The sequence below is a fragment of the Pseudomonas sp. SBT1-2 genome (assembly GCF_028640875.1).
GTDB classification, from domain to species: Bacteria; Pseudomonadota; Gammaproteobacteria; order Pseudomonadales; family Pseudomonadaceae; genus Aquipseudomonas; species Aquipseudomonas chlororaphis_I.
On record NZ_JAQZAA010000076.1, the window covers coordinates 36,916 to 54,158 of the forward strand.

Genomic DNA, 17,243 nt, shown 5'->3' on the forward strand with positions numbered 1-17,243 from the left:
GCGCATCATCCTTGGTGTTCGGTGTGAAGGGTGGAGATCAGGCGGATCTGTTCTTCGTAGGCCTGGGCGAAGTCGCGGGCCAGCAGGCGTTCGCTCCAGTCATCGTCCTGGCGTAGGGCCTGGTGGTAGCGGTTGTAGGCTCTCCAGCGGCTGCCGGAGGTGGCCAGCAACGGCTTGTTGTCGCGCTCGAAACGCAGGGTCAGTTGCTGCGGCGAAAAATGCTCGAGGGTGCCGCGTACAGCTGCGCGGCTGGCGGTCAGCAGCGCCACCTGGTGCGCCTGCAGATCGCGGAACGCGCGGGAGATCGCCTGCTCGGCCGGCAACTGGCCGGGCTTGTTGCCCTGCAGCAGGATGCCCAGCGCTTCGCTGGCGTCCACGGCAAACTTGAGCGGGTTCTTGCTGCCGCCCTGGGCCGTGGTCAGGGCCAGGCGCAGTTCGTTTTTCAGCTCGCTGCGGGTGCGCAGGCTCTGCTGCAGGCCGCCGATGCTTTGCTTGAGCAGGCGCGCGGCATCGATCGCCAGGGCTTCGCGGGCGTCGTGATCGAGGCCTTTGAGGTCCACCCCCAGCGCCGCGCCGAAATGCTCCCAGAAGCCTTCGCTCTGGCGCTCCACCGGGGCCGGCTCGACGGCGACCGGCGCCTCGGGCTGGGCCACCAGTTCCGGCACCAGCAGGCTTTCCATGTCGATCCGCGCATAGTCCGCGCGCTGCCGTGGTTCCTGGCGCGGCGTGTTGAGTGCGGTCAGCTCGTCGATTTCCGAATACACCCGCTCCTGCTGGTCCAGCGCGTTGAGCGGGTCGAGGTCGAGGAATGCGTCATCGGGAATGATGCTGCCAGCGGCTTGCGGACGGCCGACTTCGGCGTCGAAGGTCGCCGGATCGCGCACCAGGCGCGCGCGGATCTCGAAGTCCCCCAGCACATACACGCTGCCGTGCTCGATGCGCTGCGGCTCGCCCTTGCGCAGGCGCGCGCCGCTGTCACTGGCCTGGATACCGTTGCTGCTGGTATCGGTGAGGAAAAACATTCCGTCGCGGTAGCTGACGATCGCGTGGTGATTGGACAGATGACGCTTGCGGTCCGGAATGATCCAGTCGCAATCCTCGCCCCGCCCGATCACCCCACCGGCCTGCTTGAAGGTTTTGCTGCTCAACTCCGTGGGCACGAACTGCTTGGTGTTCAGCATTTCGAAAACCAGTTCCATGATGATGCTCCTTGCGGTCACTTGCCGCGATTGACCGCCTGCGGATCACCCAATGGGCGATAGGTGTTGTCGTTGAATTTGTAATTACCGCTACAGCCGCCGAGGCCGCTGAGAACGATCAGAGCCAGCAGGGCGGCTTGCCAGTGACGAACAGACATCAGAGGGTCTCCATGGGTAGACAATGCACAAAGCGCCGACCCTGGCGGGCGACGCTTGGCGAAACGAAAAAGGCGCTGGGGAAAGTCATGTCGCGCTAACCCTCGAAGTCGCCAAGATTGATGTTCAACCGCCCGAGGCGGTACAGCAGCGTGCGCCTGGGCAGCCCCAGCTCGCGGGCCGCCAGGGTCTGGTTGCCGTCGTTCTTGCGCAGGCAATCGAGCAGCAGGTGGCGCTCGACCTTCTCCAGGCGTTCGCGCAGGTTCAGGCCGGGTTCTTCCGGCAGCGCTTCGCTGCTCAGGGAGAAATGCTCGGCCAACAGCTCACCGCCTTCGCACAGCAGCACCGCCCGTTCCACCAGGCCCTTGAGCTCGCGTACGTTGCCCGGGAAGGTGTAGCCCGACAGGTGATTGAGGGCGGTTTCCGACCAGCTCACCGGGTCGCGCTGCAAGAAAGCGCAGGCCTTGTCGGCGAAGTGCCGGGCCAGGTCGAGGATGTCGCCTTCGCGCTGACGCAGGGCCGGCAACTCGATCGGGAACTGCGCCAGACGGTAGTACAGGTCCTCGCGGAACTTGCCCTCGCTGACCAGCACCGCCAGGTCGCGGTGGGTCGCGGCGATGATGCGCACGTCGATCTTGTGGGTGTCGTTGGAACCCAGCGGACGGATCTCGCCCTCCTGCAACACGCGCAGCAGCTTGGCTTGCAGGGACAGCGGCATGTCGCCGATCTCGTCCAGCAACAGGGTGCCGCCATTGGCCGCGTCGAACAGCCCCGGACGGTCGCGATCGGCGCCAGTGAAGGCACCCTTGCGGTAGCCGAACAGCTCGCTCTCCAGCAGGTTCTCCGGGAAGGCCGCGCAGTTCTGCACGATGAACGCCTGGGAGCGCCGCGGGCCGTAGTCGTGGATGGCCCGCGCCACCACTTCCTTGCCGGTGCCGGTCTCGCCGCGCAGCAACACGGTGTAGGGGCTGTGCAGCACCTTGCTGATCAACTGGTAGGTCTGGCGCATGGCCGTGCTGTTGCCGATCAGCCCGTAGCCGCTGGCGCTGACCGGGGTGCTGGCCACGGGCGCGGTGTCGCCCACCGGACGGCGCAGGCGTTGCAGCAGGTGCAATTGCCCGAGCACGAACGAGCCCAGCTGGCCCATGGAATCGGCGAAACCCTGCAGGTCGATATGCTCGCGACTGGCGCACAGCAGCAGGCCTTCGACGGCCTTTTGCGTGTTCACCAGCGGCACGCACAGCAGCGACTGCCAGGGCGTGTCCCGGGCCGGCAGGAAGCTGGTTTCGTGCAGGCTGCCGCTCAGGCCCACCAGGCTCACCACTCGGTTCTGGCACAGGGCGAACTGCAGCAACTGCTCACCGTTGTAGTCCGCCGGCAGGCTCGCCGCTTCCCGCGGCTGCAGGATGCCGCCCAGGCATTCGGCGCTCAGGCCCAGCCGGGTATGAGTCGCGTCCAGCAGGTACAACTGGCTCAGCTCGCAACCGCTGAGCCCGGCCACGCCGCGCACGAAATCGCCCAGCAGCGCGCCACCGTCGGCCGCCCGCGACAGGCTGGCGAACTGCGCCAGCAGCGCCTCGGCGTAGATCAGCGGTTGCGGTACACGAGTGAACATCACACCCACCTCAGGCGAACTCGCAGGTCACGCCGCCGCTGCTGTCGAGCGTCGCGTGTACGCGCTTGAGGTTCTCGCCGGTGGCCATGGCGTCCAGCAGGCGGTCGGCCACCAGCGGCAGTACGTGCAGGTCGAGCAGATGATCGATCAGGCGCGCGCCGCTTTCGCTCTGGGTGCAGCGCTCGGCCAGGTGGTCGACCAGGTTCTGGCAGTAAGTGAAATCCAGCTGGCGACGACTCAGGCGCTCGCCCAGACGGCCCAGCTTGATTTCGATCAGCTCGCGCAGCACCGGGCCGCCCACCGGGTAGTACGGCACCACGCGCATGCGCGCCAGCAGCGCCGGCTTGAAGTGCTTGCTGAGCACCGGGCGGATGGTCTCTTCCAGGATCTCGGCGCTCGGTCGCTCACCGTTCTCGCACAGCGCGCTGATGCGGTCGCTGGCCAGATTCGAGGTCATCAGGATCAGCGTGTTGCGGAAGTCGATCTCGCGCCCTTCGCCGTCGTTGGCCACGCCCTTGTCGAAGATCTGATAGAACAGGTTGAGCACGTCCGGGTCGGCTTTCTCGACCTCGTCGAGCAGCACCACCGAATACGGCTTCTGCCGCACCGCCTCGGTGAGCATGCCGCCTTCGCCGTAGCCAACGTAGCCTGGCGGCGCGCCGATCAGGCGCGACACGGTGTGCTTCTCCTGGAACTCGGACATGTTGATGGTGGTGATGAAGCGATCGCCGCCGTACAGCAGGTCGGCCAGGGCCAGGGCGGTTTCGGTCTTGCCGACGCCGCTCGGGCCCACCAACAGAAACACACCGACCGGGGCATCCGGCTTGTTCAGGCCAGCGGCGGTGGCGCGCATCGAGCGATCCAGCGCATGCACCGCCTGCTCCTGGCCACGAATGCGGGCGCGCAGGTCGGTGGCGAAGCTCGCCACCTTGGCGTTGTGTTCACGGGCCAGTTGCGTCAGTGGCACACCGGTCCAGGCGCTGATCACTTCGGCCACCAGGCGCGGGCAGACTTCGAAGCTGACCAGGCGTTCCTGGCTCTGGGCATCGCTCAGGGCGCGATGGGTTTCGTTGAGGGCAGCCTCCAGCGCCTCGACGCTCTGCCCTTCTTCCACTTCGGCGGCGAGGGTTTCGATCACCGTGCCTTCGGCGTCTTCTTCCACCGATACCCGCGGTGGCTGGTTGGCCGCGTCGCGAGCCTTGGCCAGTTGCTGGCGCAGTTCGAGCAGACGCTCGGCCAGGGTGCGCTGTTCGCTCCACAGGGTTTCCAGGGCTTGTTGCTCGGCCTCGGCGTCGGCCAGACGGGCTTCCAACGCGTCCAGCGCTTCCTGGTCGATCACCAGGCCGGCCTCGGCATCGCGGCGCAGTGCCTGGCGCTGACGGCCGCCTTCGGCCAGCTCGCCACGCAGGCGTTCCAGGCTCTCCGGCGCCGCCGCCAGGCTGATGCGCACCCGGGCACAGGCGGTATCGAGCACGTCCACCGCCTTGTCCGGCAGCTGGCGGCCAGCCAGGTAGCGGGCCGACAGTTCGGCCGCGGCCACCACCGCGTCGTCGCGCAGGTAGATGCCGTGACTCTTTTCGTAGACCTGGGCCAGGCCACGCAGGATGGTCACCGCCTCGCTGACGGTCGGTTCGTGCAGCTGCACCGGCTGGAAGCGACGGGCCAGTGCCGGGTCTTTCTCGAAGTACTTCTTGTACTCGGCCCAGGTGGTGGCGGCGATGGTCCGCAGCTCGCCACGAGCCAGCGCCGGCTTGAGCAGGTTGGCCGCATCGGAACCGCCCGCGTTGCCGCCGGCGCCGATCAGGGTGTGGGCTTCGTCGATAAACAGAATGATCGGCTTAGGCGAAGCCTTGACCTCGTCGATCACGCCCTTGAGGCGGCGCTCGAACTCGCCCTTCACGCTGGCGCCGGCCTGCAGCAGGCCCATGTCCAGCGACAGCAGCTCGACGCCCTTGAGCACCTGTGGCACTTCACCGGCGGCGATGCGCGAGGCCAGGCCTTCGACCACCGCGGTTTTACCGACGCCGGCTTCGCCGACCACGATCGGGTTGTTCTTGCGGCGCCGGGCGAGGATGTCGACCATCTGGCGGATCGCGCCATCGCGGCACAGCACCGGGTCGAGCTTGCCCTCGCGCGCCTGCTGGGTCAGGTTGTGGGTGAAGCGCTGCAACAGCGATTCGCCCGGCGCCGCCGGCTTGCCGCTGGCCGGTTCTTCCTTCTGCGACAGGGCGAAATCCTTCAGCCGTTCGATGTTCAGCTTGGCCAGCAGCGGCTGGTAGCGGCTACCGGCGTAGCGCATCGGGTTGCGCAGCAGGGCGAGGATCAGCGCCGCCTGCTCGACCTGGCTCTGGCCCAGTTCGAGGTTGGCCACCAGCAAGGCATCCTGCAGCCACTGCACCAGCTCCGGGGCGAACACCGGGTTGCGCGAGGCACTGTGCTCGACCCGCGATTGCAGGGCCGCGCTCAGCTCGCCGGCATCCACTTCGGCGTCCTGCAACGCGCGGGCGAGCAGGCCTTGCGGACGCTCCAGCAGGCCCAGCAACAGGTCTTCGACCAGGATCTTGCTGCCGCCACGGGCGACGCAGCGTTCGGCGGAGCTTTCCAGGTCGCGGCGGGTTTCGGCGTCCAGCGCCTGGATCAGTTGCTGCAGGTCTACGTTGATCATGTCATCTGTCCTTAATGAATTTTGCTGCCCAGGGTCACCACGCCGTCCGCGCGTTCGCGGCCGAGCCAACTGGTCCACCCCAGGCGACAGGCGTTCTGCTCACCGATGCGCAGTTCGCGGATTTCTTCCTGGCGCAGGACCAGGCGAATGTCGTAGTCCAGCGGGTCACGCAGGGTGAACCGCACCAGCGCGCACAACGGCTGGTAGCCGAAACCGATCGGCAGGAATTCGTGGAAGCGCTGCCAGTCGAGCTGGCGGATATGGATGCGGAACTTGCCGCTGCGGTCGCGCACCCGCTCGCCCAGCACCAGGTCTTCGCCGAGCTGGCTGTTGGCGCGACCCAGGCGGTTGCGTTGCTCCTCAAGAATCTCCACCCGACGCTCGATGCACTGCTCGATTACCAGGTCCGCATGCTTGAAGTAGTAGCGCAGCACGGCCTCGATCAGCGCCGCCGAGTGGGCCCGCAGGCTGAGCAGGCCGAGGTACGGCAGCAGGCGCTTCCAGTTCAGTTCCTTGGCCTTGCGGATGTCTTCGCCGCCGAGGCCGATCAGGGCGAACAGCTGGGCGGAAAACGGGTCGAGCGCGCCGCTCTTGAAGCTGGCGCGGTAGCGATACTTGCGCCAGATCGGCAGCATCAGCCGCTGCAGGCGATGGTGGAACAGGTCGAGGAAATTGCGGGTCGGGTTGCCGTCCTCGCTGTCGCCCAGGGCCTGCTCACCGTAGAACGCCGGCAGCGGCGAGCCGGAGCCGAACAGCCCGATCAGGTTGAACCGCAGGCGCGCGCGCATCTGCCCGTGCTCTTCGAAAAACTCCACGCGATCGACGTCGCTGCCAGGGAAACCCAGGCTCGGATTGGCCTGGAATTCCAGCTGGTCGTAGAGATCCTCTTCGCTCAGGCCCGGATGGGAATCGCGCAGCCGGTCCACTACCAGCAGCACGGCCTGGAACAGCGAGTACTCGCGGATGACCCGGGTCAGCCCGCTTAAAGCAGGGGCTGTAGACCCATACGTGGTGTCCATTGGTACACCTCTCCCTGTGTACTTTTTACCCGCAGCTCGTGGTACGAGTTGAGACTGGCGTAAAGAGCGAAAAACTCGTTGAGAACCGAAGCGAAGACGAACATGTCGCCTTCACCGATATAACCTTCCGGATCGATGGTCAGCTCGGTGCGCAGACCGCGCAGCGGCAGGCCCCGGTGCAGCCGGTCGACATGCTCGTGGCGGATCGACTTGAGCCCGCCCAGCAGGCGCTTGCTGACCTTTTCCAGGTGCTGGTCGTAGTAGCGCGGCAAGTCGTAGGTTTCGAGAATCACCTTGAGCGCGTCGACGTTGGCCAGCGACAGGTAGTTGAGCGACATGTTGCTGATCAGCTTCCACAGGAAGTCACGATTCAGCGGTGGCGCGTAGCTCGAAGTGGCCGGGGTGATGTTGCGGAAACTGAGGAATTCCGGGGTTTCCTCGCACGCCTGGTTGATCTCGCCGAGCTTGAGCCGGCGCGGCAGGTTCTGGTTGGTGCAGGTCAGCTCGATGGACAGGGTTTCGTGGGCCTCGGTGTGGCGGATGCCGAAGCTCAGGTAGGTGTCCAGGCCGTCGTGCAGCAACGAGGAGCGCTGGCGGATGCTGTAGTGCGGGCGGCTTTGCGGGACGTCGAAACTCGGGTCGTGCTCGAAGGATTCGAACGGCACATATTCCTGGTAACCCAGGCCGCCGGGCTTCCAGCCGGTCACGGTTTCCACCGAGAACACGCCGCAGTTTTCCAGGTCGTACTCGGCCGGCAACAGCAGGTACTCGTCCTGCTTGCCATCGAGACGGATCGGCAGCGCGTCGTGCTTGAACAGGTTGGCGATCGGCGTGCAATACAGCTTCACGTTGTCCAGGGTCGGCCGCAGGCGCTGGATGCCGCTCTTGCGAATGTCGAAGCGCACCTCAAGGCCGTGCAACTGCTTGAGGGTGTCCTCCGGCAGCGACTTGAGCAGGTCCAGGCCGTTCAGGTCGACGAACAGGAACTTGTCCTGGAAGGCGAAATACTCCTGCAGGTAGCGATAACCGCGGAAGGTGTTGAGCGGGTACGGGATCAACGCCTCTTCTTCGGCAAAGCCCACCGGCTGCACGCGGTTGCCGGGCATCTTGAACGACATGGCATTGCCACTGACACCCGGGAACGGCTTGCCATCCATGCCCAGCGGCACCAGCTCGATGCCTTCGAGGTTGCGCAGCAGGCTCAGGTAGAGCATCTGGCTGATGTAGCGCTCGCCCGCCAGGTGCAGGCGCAGGCGGCTCAGGTTCAGCTCGCCGAGATGGCCGTCGCAGCTCATCTCCAGGCGCAGGCTGAGCAGCGCGCCGTCGCCTTTCACCGAGTAGTTCAGCGCCGTCAGGTCCAACGGCAGGACCTCGGTCGGGTAGCAGGTACGGAAGCGGCAGCGCACATCATCGATGGGCTTGCTCTCCACCGGCGTATCACGCTCCACACGCAGGGCCGGCCCGGACTGCTTCAGCGGGTCGAACTGCAAAATGCTGAACGCCGGCAACGGCCGCATGTAGTTCGGCCACAGCAGGTGCATCAGCGAGTGGCTCAACTCCGGCAGCTCGTCATCGAGCTTCTGCCGCAGGCGACCGGTGAGGAACGCGAAACCTTCGAGCAGGCGCTCCACATCCGGGTCCCGCCCGGCCTGCCCGAGAAACGGCGCCAGGGCCGGACTACGCTCGGCGAAACGGCGACCCAACTGGCGCAGCGCGGTGAGTTCGCTTTGGTAGTAGTGGTTAAAGGACACGGGTTACCTGCTTGGTGTTGAATTCGGGTGAACTCGGTATGTGCGTCGACGTAGTCTTCATATTCATTCGGGCAGTTGATTCAGGAAGTTCATTCAGCCCAACCCAAAACCGGCATTCAGGCTGGAGGCAAATTAGCGAAGTAGCTACCAACTGCCTCAAGCAACGGAACAGACATCAGACATAGAAAGACCAGAGCCCTATGCCCCTTGGAATTCCTGATACCGGCAAACAGGCCACCAATCGCCACAAAAAAACAGACGATTGCCAAAACGCCAAACAGGTCGCTATCCGCCAATACCGCCAAATAACCTTTAAGATCCATCACTTATTGAACCCCGGTTCGCGACAGACAAATGGTTTGTTGTAGACCTGTTGCGCCGCGTCTCAAGGTCACAGGAAACAGGAGGAAGCCGGCGAACTTAGTCATTGAGTTCACCCTTTGCCCCTTGCTTTGCGATTCGCTGCGATAAATATTTATTCACTTTATTCGCAACAAGTATCGCCACTGCAGTCAAGCTGCCGCTCAACGCACTGTATGCAAATGCTCGAACAGGGTATTCAGGAAGCAGGTAAATCGATATCAGGGCGACCATAACCATTAGCGCCCCCCATTTAACTGCGAACTTTGGAACTAGAGAAACAACAAGGTTCACCGCAACAAAAAGATAAAAAACCATGTACATGGCGATCCCGATGGATGCGCCTCGGGAAGTCAGCCCACCAAACAGGTGTTTATATAAAGAAACCCCGTAATAGTTGAGCACCACATATGCCACACAGGCACAGAAGTGGACAAACAAGCCTACAGCGATCCTCGCTATCACTTCTGCCAAACCCCGTACTTTTGTACCGAATCTTGTGTAATGGAGCTTCTCAGTTTCTGGTCCGATGCACCGCGGTACACAGTGCTGGTTACGATCTTTTCGCGATAGCCCATGCGACCGGCAAACACCCTTACCTTTTCCACACGTAGCTCAAAGTTTTCAGAAGCCCATAGCGCGCCACGTAAGACCATGTAGTTGTCATACTCATTGGAAAAGTCTTCCTTTGGAAATACAGGAAGACCGTCTCCATACTTCATGCCCGTCTCGACCGTCCTCAGGATAGAGGCTTCAAGTTGCTTGGTTTCTTCAAAATAAAGACGGTATGTATCAGTAGCGAATGGTATCTGCCCTACAGCATCGGACCAATAAGGCTTGCCCTCAATCATTACTATCAGAAACTTGGCTCCGCCTTCTGCGCTGTTTTTCCAGTCGCCAGGCATTTTTGGTGCAAAGCTGATCGACATACGATCCACGACTGCGAACTTGATGATTTGCGCCCATGTAAAGTGCTTGTACGCACTATAAGACTCCGAACCAGCTGTTTGAGACTCCGGATTAACCCATATCATTTTCCGGTAATTATCCGCCAACGGTTCAAACCACTGACGTTTTGCCTCGTACAGCTTCTCGGCCGTCAGAATTCGGAATTGAATGTCTGAGGCTGCTGGTTTTAGAGCAAAAAGCGGCACCCCATTATTCCTGGTTACCAACCAGACATTGGGCAATGGAAGCTGTTTCGGCTTCTTGTCCTCACTGGGCGTTGTTTCCGCCTTAATTTTCAGCTCCGTCTTTCTATCGGAAGTCTCGAAAACATGGGAAACGCCGTCGATAACAATTGTGGTTTCCACGCAGTTACTCCGACGACACGTAAATGGTGACCATTTCGCTTTGCTTACCGGTTGAAAAACATCCAGTTCCTCCAGCTGCCGATGAACATCCAGCTTTTTCTATTCCACTTTCAGAAACCATCCTGTAATTCAAGTTGGCGGCTGGCTGCCCATCTGCAGTCTGGAACGAAAAAATACGATTGAAGACTCCAGGAATGACTACAGGCTCCGGCGCCACAAACGGCGCCGCCGAGTGGGAATTCCCGATAATCACCGTCCCCGACCCACCGATAACGATATTTCCATGAGTCCCGACCGAATCAACCGTGGCCGCCGGCTTGCCATTGATCAGCACGGTGGTCGCCAGGGCGCCGGACATCGCGCCGCCACAGGCCGAGGCATCGCCCTGGCGGGCGGCGGGCAGGCCGTCAAAGAACACATCGCCGGAACCGGCGGCGATCGGGTTGGTTGCATGGCCGGGGAGCGGGCAGGCGGTGGGGTCGCTGACGCGTGCTGCGGGTTTACCTGACATCGTCGTTTCCTTGCTTAACTGACCTTGACCTGTCCGCTGCCATCCAGGCGCGCGGAAAAACTGACCTGGCGCTTGAACCCGTCCACCTCAAGCAGGCCTTCGATATTGAAAGCCAGCTTGAGCTGGTCGTGATCGCGCGGCAGGGAAACGACACGCACATTGCTCAGACGCGGTTCGTAGGCTTCGATGAAGCTTTCGATGGCCAGGCGAGCCTGGCTCAGGGCGTCGTGCAGGCTCAGGCGCATGTCGTTGAGATCGGGCAACCCGTAATCGGACAGCGTCTGCACGCTGCCCGCACGGGTGCTGAGCATCTTGCCCAGATGGGCAGCCACCGACGCCATGGCGGAAACCTCGCGGCTCCAGCCGACACGCTTGTCGGCCTCGCCACTCAGGCGTTCGAAAAGGCTGCCGTATCCGGTCATGACCTAGCTCCTGGTTACTCTTTGTCCAGCTTGCCAACCAGCGACAGGGTGAAATCGGCACCCATGTACTTGAAGTGCGGGCGCACGTTCAGGCTGACGCGGTACCAGCCCGGCTCACCTTCCACATCGCTGACGATGATCTGCGCGGCACGCAGCGGACGGCGGCCACGGACTTCGGCGCTCGGGTTTTCCTGGTCGGCGACGTACTGGCGGATCCACTTGTTGAGTTCCAGCTCGAGGTCGGTACGTTCTTTCCACGAACCGAGTTGCTCGCGCTGCAGCACTTTCAGGTAGTGAGCCAGGCGGTTGACGATCATCATGTACGGCAGCTGGGTGCCGAGCTTGTAGTTCAGCTCCGCAGCCTTGCCTTCGGCGCTGATGCCGAAGAACTTCGGCTTCTGCACCGAGCTGGCGGAGAAGAACGCCGCGTTATCGCTGCCTTTGCGCATGGTCAGGGAGATGAAGCCTTCCTCGGCCAGTTCGTATTCACGACGGTCGGAAACCAGGACCTCTGTAGGAATCTTGGTTTCGATTTCGCCCATGCTTTCGAAGTGGTGCAGCGGCAGGTCTTCTACCGCGCCACCGCTCTGCGGGCCGATGATGTTCGGGCACCAGCGGAACTTGGCGAAGCTGTCGGTCAGCTTGGTACCGAAGGCGTACGCGGTGTTGCCCCACAGGTAGTGCTCGTGGCTGTTGGCAACGGTTTCCTTGTAGACGAAGGATTTGACCGGGTTCTCTTCCGGATCGTACGGGTTGCGCAGCAGGAAGCGCGGTACGGTCAGGCCGATGTAGCGCGAGTCTTCCGACTGGCGGAAGCTCTGCCATTTGGCGAATTGCGGGCCTTCGAAGTGGTCTTTCAAATCCTTCAGGTCCGGCAGGCCGGTGAAGCTTTCCAGGCCGAAGAATTTCGGACCGGCCGCGGCGATGAACGGCGCGTGGGACATGCAGGCAACGCTGGACACGTACTGCATCAGCTTCACGTCTGGCGAGCTTGGCGACATGAAGTAGTTGGCGATGATCGCGCCCACCGGCTGGCCACCGAACTGGCCGTATTCAGCGGTGTAGATGTGCTTGTACAGGCCAGACTGCATCACTTCCGGCGAATCTTCGAAGTCGTCCAGCAGGTCCTGCTTGGAGACGTTGAGGATTTCGATCTTGATGTTTTCGCGGAAGTTGGTGCGGTCGACCAGCAACTGCAGGCCACGCCAGGCCGATTCCAGGGACTGGAAGTCTTCGTGGTGAAGGATTTCGTCCATCTGGCGGCTGAGCTTGGCATCGATCTCGGCGATCATGCGGTCAACCATGGCCTTCTTGACCGGCTCACCGTCGTTCTGAGGCTTGAGCAGCTCTTCGATGAAGGCCGACACGCCGCGCTTGGCGATGTCGTAGGCTTCGTCGTCCGGAGTCAGGCGGGTTTCGGCGATGATGCTGTCGAGAATGCTGTACTCGCCGTTCTCGTTGCTTTTCTGTTGTGCTGCACTAGTGCTCATAGTGTTTGGCTTCCTTGACTGATAGAGACTCAGGCTTCGGTGGCTGCGGCGTTCAGGCCCAGCTCACCGAGTACACGACCGCGCGATTCGTCGTCGGCGAGTACGCCTTCGATGGCTTTACGGAATGCAGGGGCGTTACCCAGCGGACCCTTGAGGGCCACCAGCGCGTCGCGCAGTTCCATCAGTTTTTTCAGCTCAGGCACTTGCTCGACCAGGCTGGCCGGGTTGAAGTCCTTCATCGAGTTGACGCGCAGCTTGACCGCCAGCTCTTCGGTGTCGCCCTCTTCCTGAAGACGGTTAGGCACGCTCAGCGTCAGGCTCAGCTCCTGCTTGGCCAGCACTTCGTCGAACGTCATTTTGTCGATGCTGATCGGCTTGCGGTCTTCCACTTTGCGCTCGTCCACGCGCTGGGTGTAATCACCGATTGCCAGTAGCTTCAACGGCAGTTCAATCTCTTCCTGAGCACCGCCGGTGGCGGGTTTGAAGGTGACGTTGATGCGTTCCTTGGGGGCTACCGAGCCTTCTTTGGCCATGGCTTTTCTCCTTGCGGTTGTTGGCCCTGGGGCCTATTCGAGTACCACTTCGAGGTCGAGGTGGCACAGCCTGCGATAAATCTCTTCCTTGCGTTCTCGCACTGCGTGGTTCTGCGGCAACAACTCACAGCAGCTATGCAGGAGGTGCAGCACTTCCAACGCAAGATCCGGCTCCCAGGCATGCAGGCCCGAGCTCAGTAATTCTTGATCGAGGGTTTCGAGTTGGGTCTTGGCCAGCTCGTATTTCTTGGCCATGAAGCACAGCCGCGCCAGGCTGAACTGCCAGAAGAACCGCACCCGTCCGCCGTGGGCGTTCTGCAGGCCTTGCTTGAGGACCTGCACGGCGGCCTTGAGGCCGTCCTTGCGCAGGATCGGCAAGACCTCTTCGAGGGCTTCTTCCCAGGCCGGCTGGCTGGTGGTCGCTTCGACCTTGCGCGGCGCGCTGGCGCTTTGCAGATGGGGCATGACGTGGGCGCTGATCCAGCTGCGGGTGGCCGGATCGGCAAAAGGCGCGCCGTCGTGGAAACGTAGTTCGACCACCCCCGGCAGACGCTGCAACAGGAGTGCGAAGTGAAACTCCACTTCGCGCATCGCCTGGTCGGCGTTCAGCCCCTGCAGGCATTCCCAGACCATGCGCTGGCCGTCGAACCAGAATGGCGCCCTGGCCAGGCTGGCTTCGAGCTCCACCAGCAGGTCGGCGTACTGCCCGTTGGTAAAACGTTCCTGATAGGTCTTCAGCTTGTCGGCCGGCAACCCGCGCAACGCGGTGATCTGCTCGGCATTGCGCTCCGGGACGGCATCGATGGGCAACCACAGCATGGTGCGGTTCAGGCGCAGGGCGCGCACATCGGTGGCCTTCTGCTTGAGCCACCAGGCGCTCAGCGGCCGGGCGTTTTCCTGCAACGCGCGCAGGGCCTTCTGCGCTTCCTTCTCGTTGTCGATCGGCGCGCCGGGCGTGAACAGCTGGGTCGCGGCCTGCTTGACCTGCGCCACCACCGCGCCCACGGCGCCGGGTTCCGGCTGGTTGTCGGCGGCGCGCTGGACCATGGTCGACAGCCGCCGGCAGATCGGCAGCAGCAAGGGCGCGTTGTCGCCCAGATGCTCGGTGAGCACGGTATCGAGCCCTTCCAGGTGTTCCACCAGGCGGCGGAACAGCGGCAGTTGCTCCTTGATCGCGATGTTTTCGCCCAGCACCTGCTCGAGACGCGGCACCAGCCAGCCGATGGCGGCAGCCCGGGTACGCAGTTTGGCGGGGTGGATCTGCGCCCAATGCTGTTCGCACAGGTGCTGCAGAAGACCAAGGCCGGCCAGCAGGCCGGGGAAGGATTCACGCTGATACAAGGCCCAGGTGAGCCAGGCGGCCACCCGCAGATCCTTGGACTGGGTACGCAGCAGCGCTTCACTGTTTTCGAGGATTTTCAGCCAGTCGATCTGGCCGCTTTCGTGCATGGATTGGGCTTTGCCCAGCTCACTTTCCAGTGCCTCGTATTCGCTGGAGAAGCGAACGTCCTCGCCCGCAAAACTCTCTTTGGAAACAGAGGCCTTGGCGAGGTCGAGGTAATGGGCAGAAAGTTTACTTGAGTAGGACATCCATGGCCTTTTTTGAGATTACGGTCTATACGCACGCGAGACTTTTTTCACGTGCTGGACAGTATCGAAGAGCGTACTCATCCAATTGAGCCTGCTCTTTCAAGAGCGCGCATCGTAATCAGTATGATGGCCACTAGCAAGCATCCCTTCAAACGACAAGACGAACTGTCATCGGCTGCTCGTAAGAGATTGCCTTATATATGACAGGGGTTCCCCTTAGGCAGTCAGTTGAATCCCTATTTCAACCAGAAACGCTGGGAGCCGCCGGCCAGAGCCTTGCGCGATATAAACCAGAGAACGATTCAATGATTAAGGGACAATGCCAGACAGAGTCGAAAAGTGCCGGATACGGGAACAATCTTAATTTTGAACTTTTATAAAAAAGTGCAGTCCGCGTACAACACCTAACTTTGAAAAGTGCCACCAATATGATGGCACTCGAGACGGTAGTTTGCTATCGCAACAATCTGTATGTTTTTTGAACAGTACAGATGGAGTTCTAACAAAACTTGCTTCATGCATTCCTGTTCTTTATATACGGAACAGCCACCCATAAAAAATGGGCATCCGAAGTATCGGCTTGCCCATTTTTCAATACGGTTCTCCCTGCTATCGAGGGAGTTCGCAACAGTTATGGATTGACGCTGTCTTTCAGCGATTTGCCTGGCTTGAAGGCTACGGTGTTGCTGGCCTTGATCTTCACCGGCTCACCGGTTTGCGGGTTCTTGCCGGTACGGGCGCCACGGTGACGCTGCAGGAAGGTTCCGAAACCTACCAGGGTGACGCTGTCTTTACGATGCAGGGCGCCGGTGATTTCTTCGAGAACGGCGTTGAGAACGCGGTTGGCTTGTTCTTTGGTCAGATCCGCTTTTTCAGCAATTGCAGCGGCGAGTTCTGGTTTACGCATAGTGAAGCCTCTTTGACGGTTTTTTGTTGTTATGTCCGTGCTGTTCTTCCGGAACAGCGCCCAAGGCGCCGCAGGCTCTACTCTGCGGCAGACGGGTGTGAGGATGGCACGCGGTTAGGAGTGGCGCCAGTCTCTGCGCGACCTTTGTAGCGGCAAACACATGATTATTCCGACAGAACGACCGGTATTTAGGCCAATAAGCCGGGAAGCTCCTTGTTCAGGGCCAATTTCTCCATGACCGCGGCCCCGGTCAGGGCATAACCCAGCAGCTTGCCGCTGGCATCGCGGCACAGCGCCTTGATGTCGGCGCCCTGCCCCTCGACCGCCCACACGCCTTCCAGGCCGCGTGGCGGTGGCGAAACCACCAATGGACAGACCGGGGTTTTCACGGTGATCGGCATCGGCCCGTAACTGACTGCCGTCGGGTTACCCGCCAGGGTTTGTGCCAGCGCTCGCGCACAACTCATGAGGGGCATGACGTACAGCAAATTCAGCCCATCGACCTCGGCGCAGTCGCCCAAGGCATAGATGTTGGCGTGGGACGTCTTGAGATGCCGGTCCACCACCACCCCGCGGTTGACCATCAACCCCGCGGCGGCGGCCAGGTCGATGCGTGGGCGCAGGCCGATCGCCGACACCACCAGATCGCAGGCGATCACCTCGCCGTCGGACAGATGCGCTTCGAGGCCATCCGCTGTGCGCTGCAAGCGATTGAGCACCGGCCCCAGGTGGAAGCGCGCGCCCAGGCTTTCCAGCCCGGCCTGTACCGCGGCAGCTGCCGCAGGATGCAACAGCGTCGGCATGACCTGCTCGCAAGGCGCTACCAGGTCCACTTCATAACCGCCGAGGATCAGGTCGTTGGCGAACTCGCAGCCGATCAGGCCGGCGCCCAGCAGCAACACCCGGCGCTTGCCGGCCGCGGCCGCGCGAAAGCGCGCGTAGTCTTCCAGGTCGTTGATCGGGAAGATCAGGTCGCCGGCATCGCCCTCCACCGGTACGCGCACGGTTTCCGCGCCCCAGGCGAGGATCAGGTCGCGGTAGTTCACCGCTTCTTCACCAATCCACAGGCGCTTGTGGCCAGGGTCGATGCCGCTGATGCGGGTATGGGTGCGCACCTCGGCCTTCAACTGCTCGGCCATGGCGCCGGGCTCGGCCATGCTCAGGCCGTCGGCTTCCTTGTTCTTGCCGAAGCCGGTGGAAAGCATCGGCTTGGAATAGGAACGTCCGTCATCGGCGGTAATCAGCAGCAGCGGCGTTTCGCTATCGAGCTTGCGAAACTCTCGGGCCAGGTTGTAGCCGGCCAGCCCGGTGCCCACGATGACGACAGGTGCGTTCATTCCTTACTCCTTCAGGTTCAGGGGATCATCAGGTTGTGATCAGCCGATCTCGATCATTTCGAAATCCATTTTGCCGACTCCGCAATCCGGGCAGAGCCAGTCTTCAGGCACGTCTTCCCAGCGGGTACCGGGCACGATTCCGTCGTCCGGCCAGCCGTCGGCTTCGTTGTAGATCAGGCCGCAGACCACACATTGCCACTTTTTCATTTACGCGTTTCCTCAGGTTCTCAGGCTGTTGCCGGCGGGATGGTCGATGAATCGACTCTGGATGACGCCAGGGGGCGCGTCCGGCCCAGCGCGTTTTGTACTGATGAGCACCGACGGATGCAAGCACGTTCGCTGCGGACGGCCGCTCCATTGCGGCAAAATCGCCTG

Annotated in this window: 17 protein-coding genes; all 17 read right to left on the minus strand. The window is 61.8% G+C overall.

Annotated elements, in window-relative coordinates:
- Window positions 1–5: 5 nt before the first annotated feature.
- The 17 genes from tagH to PVZ78_RS13190 all read right to left on the minus strand — a co-directional run bounded on the left by tagH (window position 6) and on the right by PVZ78_RS13190 (window position 17,075).
- Window positions 6–1,199, minus strand: a complete 1,194-nt coding sequence (tagH, locus tag PVZ78_RS13110; RefSeq protein ID WP_009041347.1) for a type VI secretion system-associated FHA domain protein TagH — start codon at window positions 1,197–1,199, stop codon at window positions 6–8.
- Between the two features lie 17 nt (window positions 1,200–1,216).
- On the minus strand, window positions 1,217–1,357 hold the full coding sequence (locus PVZ78_RS13115) for a hypothetical protein (RefSeq protein WP_007930271.1): 141 nt from the start codon (window positions 1,355–1,357) through the stop codon (window positions 1,217–1,219).
- Window positions 1,358–1,452: 95 nt separating this feature from the next.
- Window positions 1,453–2,970, minus strand: a complete 1,518-nt coding sequence (locus PVZ78_RS13120) for a sigma-54 interaction domain-containing protein (RefSeq protein WP_038574683.1) — start codon at window positions 2,968–2,970, stop codon at window positions 1,453–1,455.
- Window positions 2,971–2,980: 10 nt separating this feature from the next.
- Complete coding sequence (tssH, locus tag PVZ78_RS13125; protein WP_053270195.1) at window positions 2,981–5,635, minus strand: type VI secretion system ATPase TssH; 2,655 nt, start codon at window positions 5,633–5,635, stop codon at window positions 2,981–2,983.
- A gap of 11 nt (window positions 5,636–5,646) precedes the next feature.
- Window positions 5,647–6,654 (minus strand): type VI secretion system baseplate subunit TssG, encoded by a 1,008-nt coding sequence (gene tssG, locus PVZ78_RS13130; protein ID WP_007930277.1) that lies wholly within the window; start codon window positions 6,652–6,654, stop codon window positions 5,647–5,649.
- The gene (gene tssF / locus PVZ78_RS13135) at window positions 6,618–8,405 is read right to left on the minus strand and encodes a type VI secretion system baseplate subunit TssF (RefSeq protein ID WP_007930278.1); all 1,788 of its coding nucleotides are present in this window, start codon (window positions 8,403–8,405) and stop codon (window positions 6,618–6,620) included. The genes tssG and tssF overlap by 37 nt, the downstream gene beginning before the upstream one ends.
- A gap of 116 nt (window positions 8,406–8,521) precedes the next feature.
- Window positions 8,522–8,728, minus strand: coding sequence for a hypothetical protein (locus PVZ78_RS13140; RefSeq protein WP_023967800.1), 207 nt, complete (start codon window positions 8,726–8,728; stop codon window positions 8,522–8,524).
- 97 nt (window positions 8,729–8,825) lie between these two features.
- The gene (locus tag PVZ78_RS13145; protein ID WP_273828789.1) at window positions 8,826–9,230 is read right to left on the minus strand and encodes a hypothetical protein; all 405 of its coding nucleotides are present in this window, start codon (window positions 9,228–9,230) and stop codon (window positions 8,826–8,828) included.
- Window positions 9,227–10,078 carry a hypothetical protein gene (locus tag PVZ78_RS13150; RefSeq protein WP_273828779.1) on the minus strand — a complete coding sequence of 284 codons (852 nt, stop codon included), beginning with the start codon at window positions 10,076–10,078 and terminating at the stop codon, window positions 9,227–9,229. Before PVZ78_RS13150 ends, PVZ78_RS13145 begins: the two co-directional genes overlap by 4 nt.
- A 4-nt stretch (window positions 10,079–10,082) precedes the next feature.
- Window positions 10,083–10,589, minus strand: coding sequence for a PAAR domain-containing protein (locus PVZ78_RS13155; protein ID WP_124302271.1), 507 nt, complete (start codon window positions 10,587–10,589; stop codon window positions 10,083–10,085).
- Between the two features lie 14 nt (window positions 10,590–10,603).
- Window positions 10,604–11,011 (minus strand): type VI secretion system baseplate subunit TssE, encoded by a 408-nt coding sequence (tssE, locus tag PVZ78_RS13160; RefSeq protein ID WP_007930282.1) that lies wholly within the window; start codon window positions 11,009–11,011, stop codon window positions 10,604–10,606.
- Between the two features lie 14 nt (window positions 11,012–11,025).
- The gene (tssC, locus tag PVZ78_RS13165; protein ID WP_009051592.1) at window positions 11,026–12,501 is read right to left on the minus strand and encodes a type VI secretion system contractile sheath large subunit; all 1,476 of its coding nucleotides are present in this window, start codon (window positions 12,499–12,501) and stop codon (window positions 11,026–11,028) included.
- Window positions 12,502–12,530: 29 nt separating this feature from the next.
- Window positions 12,531–13,034 (minus strand): type VI secretion system contractile sheath small subunit, encoded by a 504-nt coding sequence (tssB, locus tag PVZ78_RS13170; RefSeq protein WP_007930286.1) that lies wholly within the window; start codon window positions 13,032–13,034, stop codon window positions 12,531–12,533.
- Window positions 13,035–13,067: 33 nt separating this feature from the next.
- Complete coding sequence (gene tssA, locus PVZ78_RS13175; protein ID WP_135007059.1) at window positions 13,068–14,624, minus strand: type VI secretion system protein TssA; 1,557 nt, start codon at window positions 14,622–14,624, stop codon at window positions 13,068–13,070.
- Between the two features lie 631 nt (window positions 14,625–15,255).
- Window positions 15,256–15,531 carry an HU family DNA-binding protein gene (locus PVZ78_RS13180; protein WP_003213368.1) on the minus strand — a complete coding sequence of 92 codons (276 nt, stop codon included), beginning with the start codon at window positions 15,529–15,531 and terminating at the stop codon, window positions 15,256–15,258.
- 188 nt (window positions 15,532–15,719) lie between these two features.
- Window positions 15,720–16,868 carry an NAD(P)/FAD-dependent oxidoreductase gene (locus PVZ78_RS13185; protein ID WP_009051594.1) on the minus strand — a complete coding sequence of 383 codons (1,149 nt, stop codon included), beginning with the start codon at window positions 16,866–16,868 and terminating at the stop codon, window positions 15,720–15,722.
- A 39-nt stretch (window positions 16,869–16,907) separates the two neighbouring features.
- Window positions 16,908–17,075, minus strand: a complete 168-nt coding sequence (locus PVZ78_RS13190) for a rubredoxin (RefSeq protein WP_009051595.1) — start codon at window positions 17,073–17,075, stop codon at window positions 16,908–16,910.
- Window positions 17,076–17,243: the final 168 nt, after the last annotated feature.

Bases quoted from the DNA above. Each gene is read 5' to 3' on its own strand.
- tagH (WP_009041347.1), bottom strand. From the start codon at position 1,199: ATGGAACTGGTTTTCGAAATGCTGAACACCAAGCAGTTCGTGCCCACG.
- PVZ78_RS13120 (WP_038574683.1), bottom strand. From the start codon at position 2,970: ATGTTCACTCGTGTACCGCAACCGCTGATCTACGCCGAGGCGCTGCTG.
- tssA (WP_135007059.1), bottom strand. From the start codon at position 14,624: ATGTCCTACTCAAGTAAACTTTCTGCCCATTACCTCGACCTCGCCAAG.
- PVZ78_RS13155 (WP_124302271.1), bottom strand. From the start codon at position 10,589: ATGTCAGGTAAACCCGCAGCACGCGTCAGCGACCCCACCGCCTGCCCG.
- PVZ78_RS13115 (WP_007930271.1), bottom strand. From the start codon at position 1,357: ATGTCTGTTCGTCACTGGCAAGCCGCCCTGCTGGCTCTGATCGTTCTC.
- PVZ78_RS13140 (WP_023967800.1), bottom strand. From the start codon at position 8,728: ATGGATCTTAAAGGTTATTTGGCGGTATTGGCGGATAGCGACCTGTTT.
- PVZ78_RS13185 (WP_009051594.1), bottom strand. From the start codon at position 16,868: ATGAACGCACCTGTCGTCATCGTGGGCACCGGGCTGGCCGGCTACAAC.
- tssE (WP_007930282.1), bottom strand. From the start codon at position 11,011: ATGACCGGATACGGCAGCCTTTTCGAACGCCTGAGTGGCGAGGCCGAC.
- tssG (WP_007930277.1), bottom strand. From the start codon at position 6,654: ATGGACACCACGTATGGGTCTACAGCCCCTGCTTTAAGCGGGCTGACC.
- tssC (WP_009051592.1), bottom strand. From the start codon at position 12,501: ATGAGCACTAGTGCAGCACAACAGAAAAGCAACGAGAACGGCGAGTAC.
- tssH (WP_053270195.1), bottom strand. From the start codon at position 5,635: ATGATCAACGTAGACCTGCAGCAACTGATCCAGGCGCTGGACGCCGAA.
- PVZ78_RS13190 (WP_009051595.1), bottom strand. From the start codon at position 17,075: ATGAAAAAGTGGCAATGTGTGGTCTGCGGCCTGATCTACAACGAAGCC.
- tssB (WP_007930286.1), bottom strand. From the start codon at position 13,034: ATGGCCAAAGAAGGCTCGGTAGCCCCCAAGGAACGCATCAACGTCACC.
- PVZ78_RS13180 (WP_003213368.1), bottom strand. From the start codon at position 15,531: ATGCGTAAACCAGAACTCGCCGCTGCAATTGCTGAAAAAGCGGATCTG.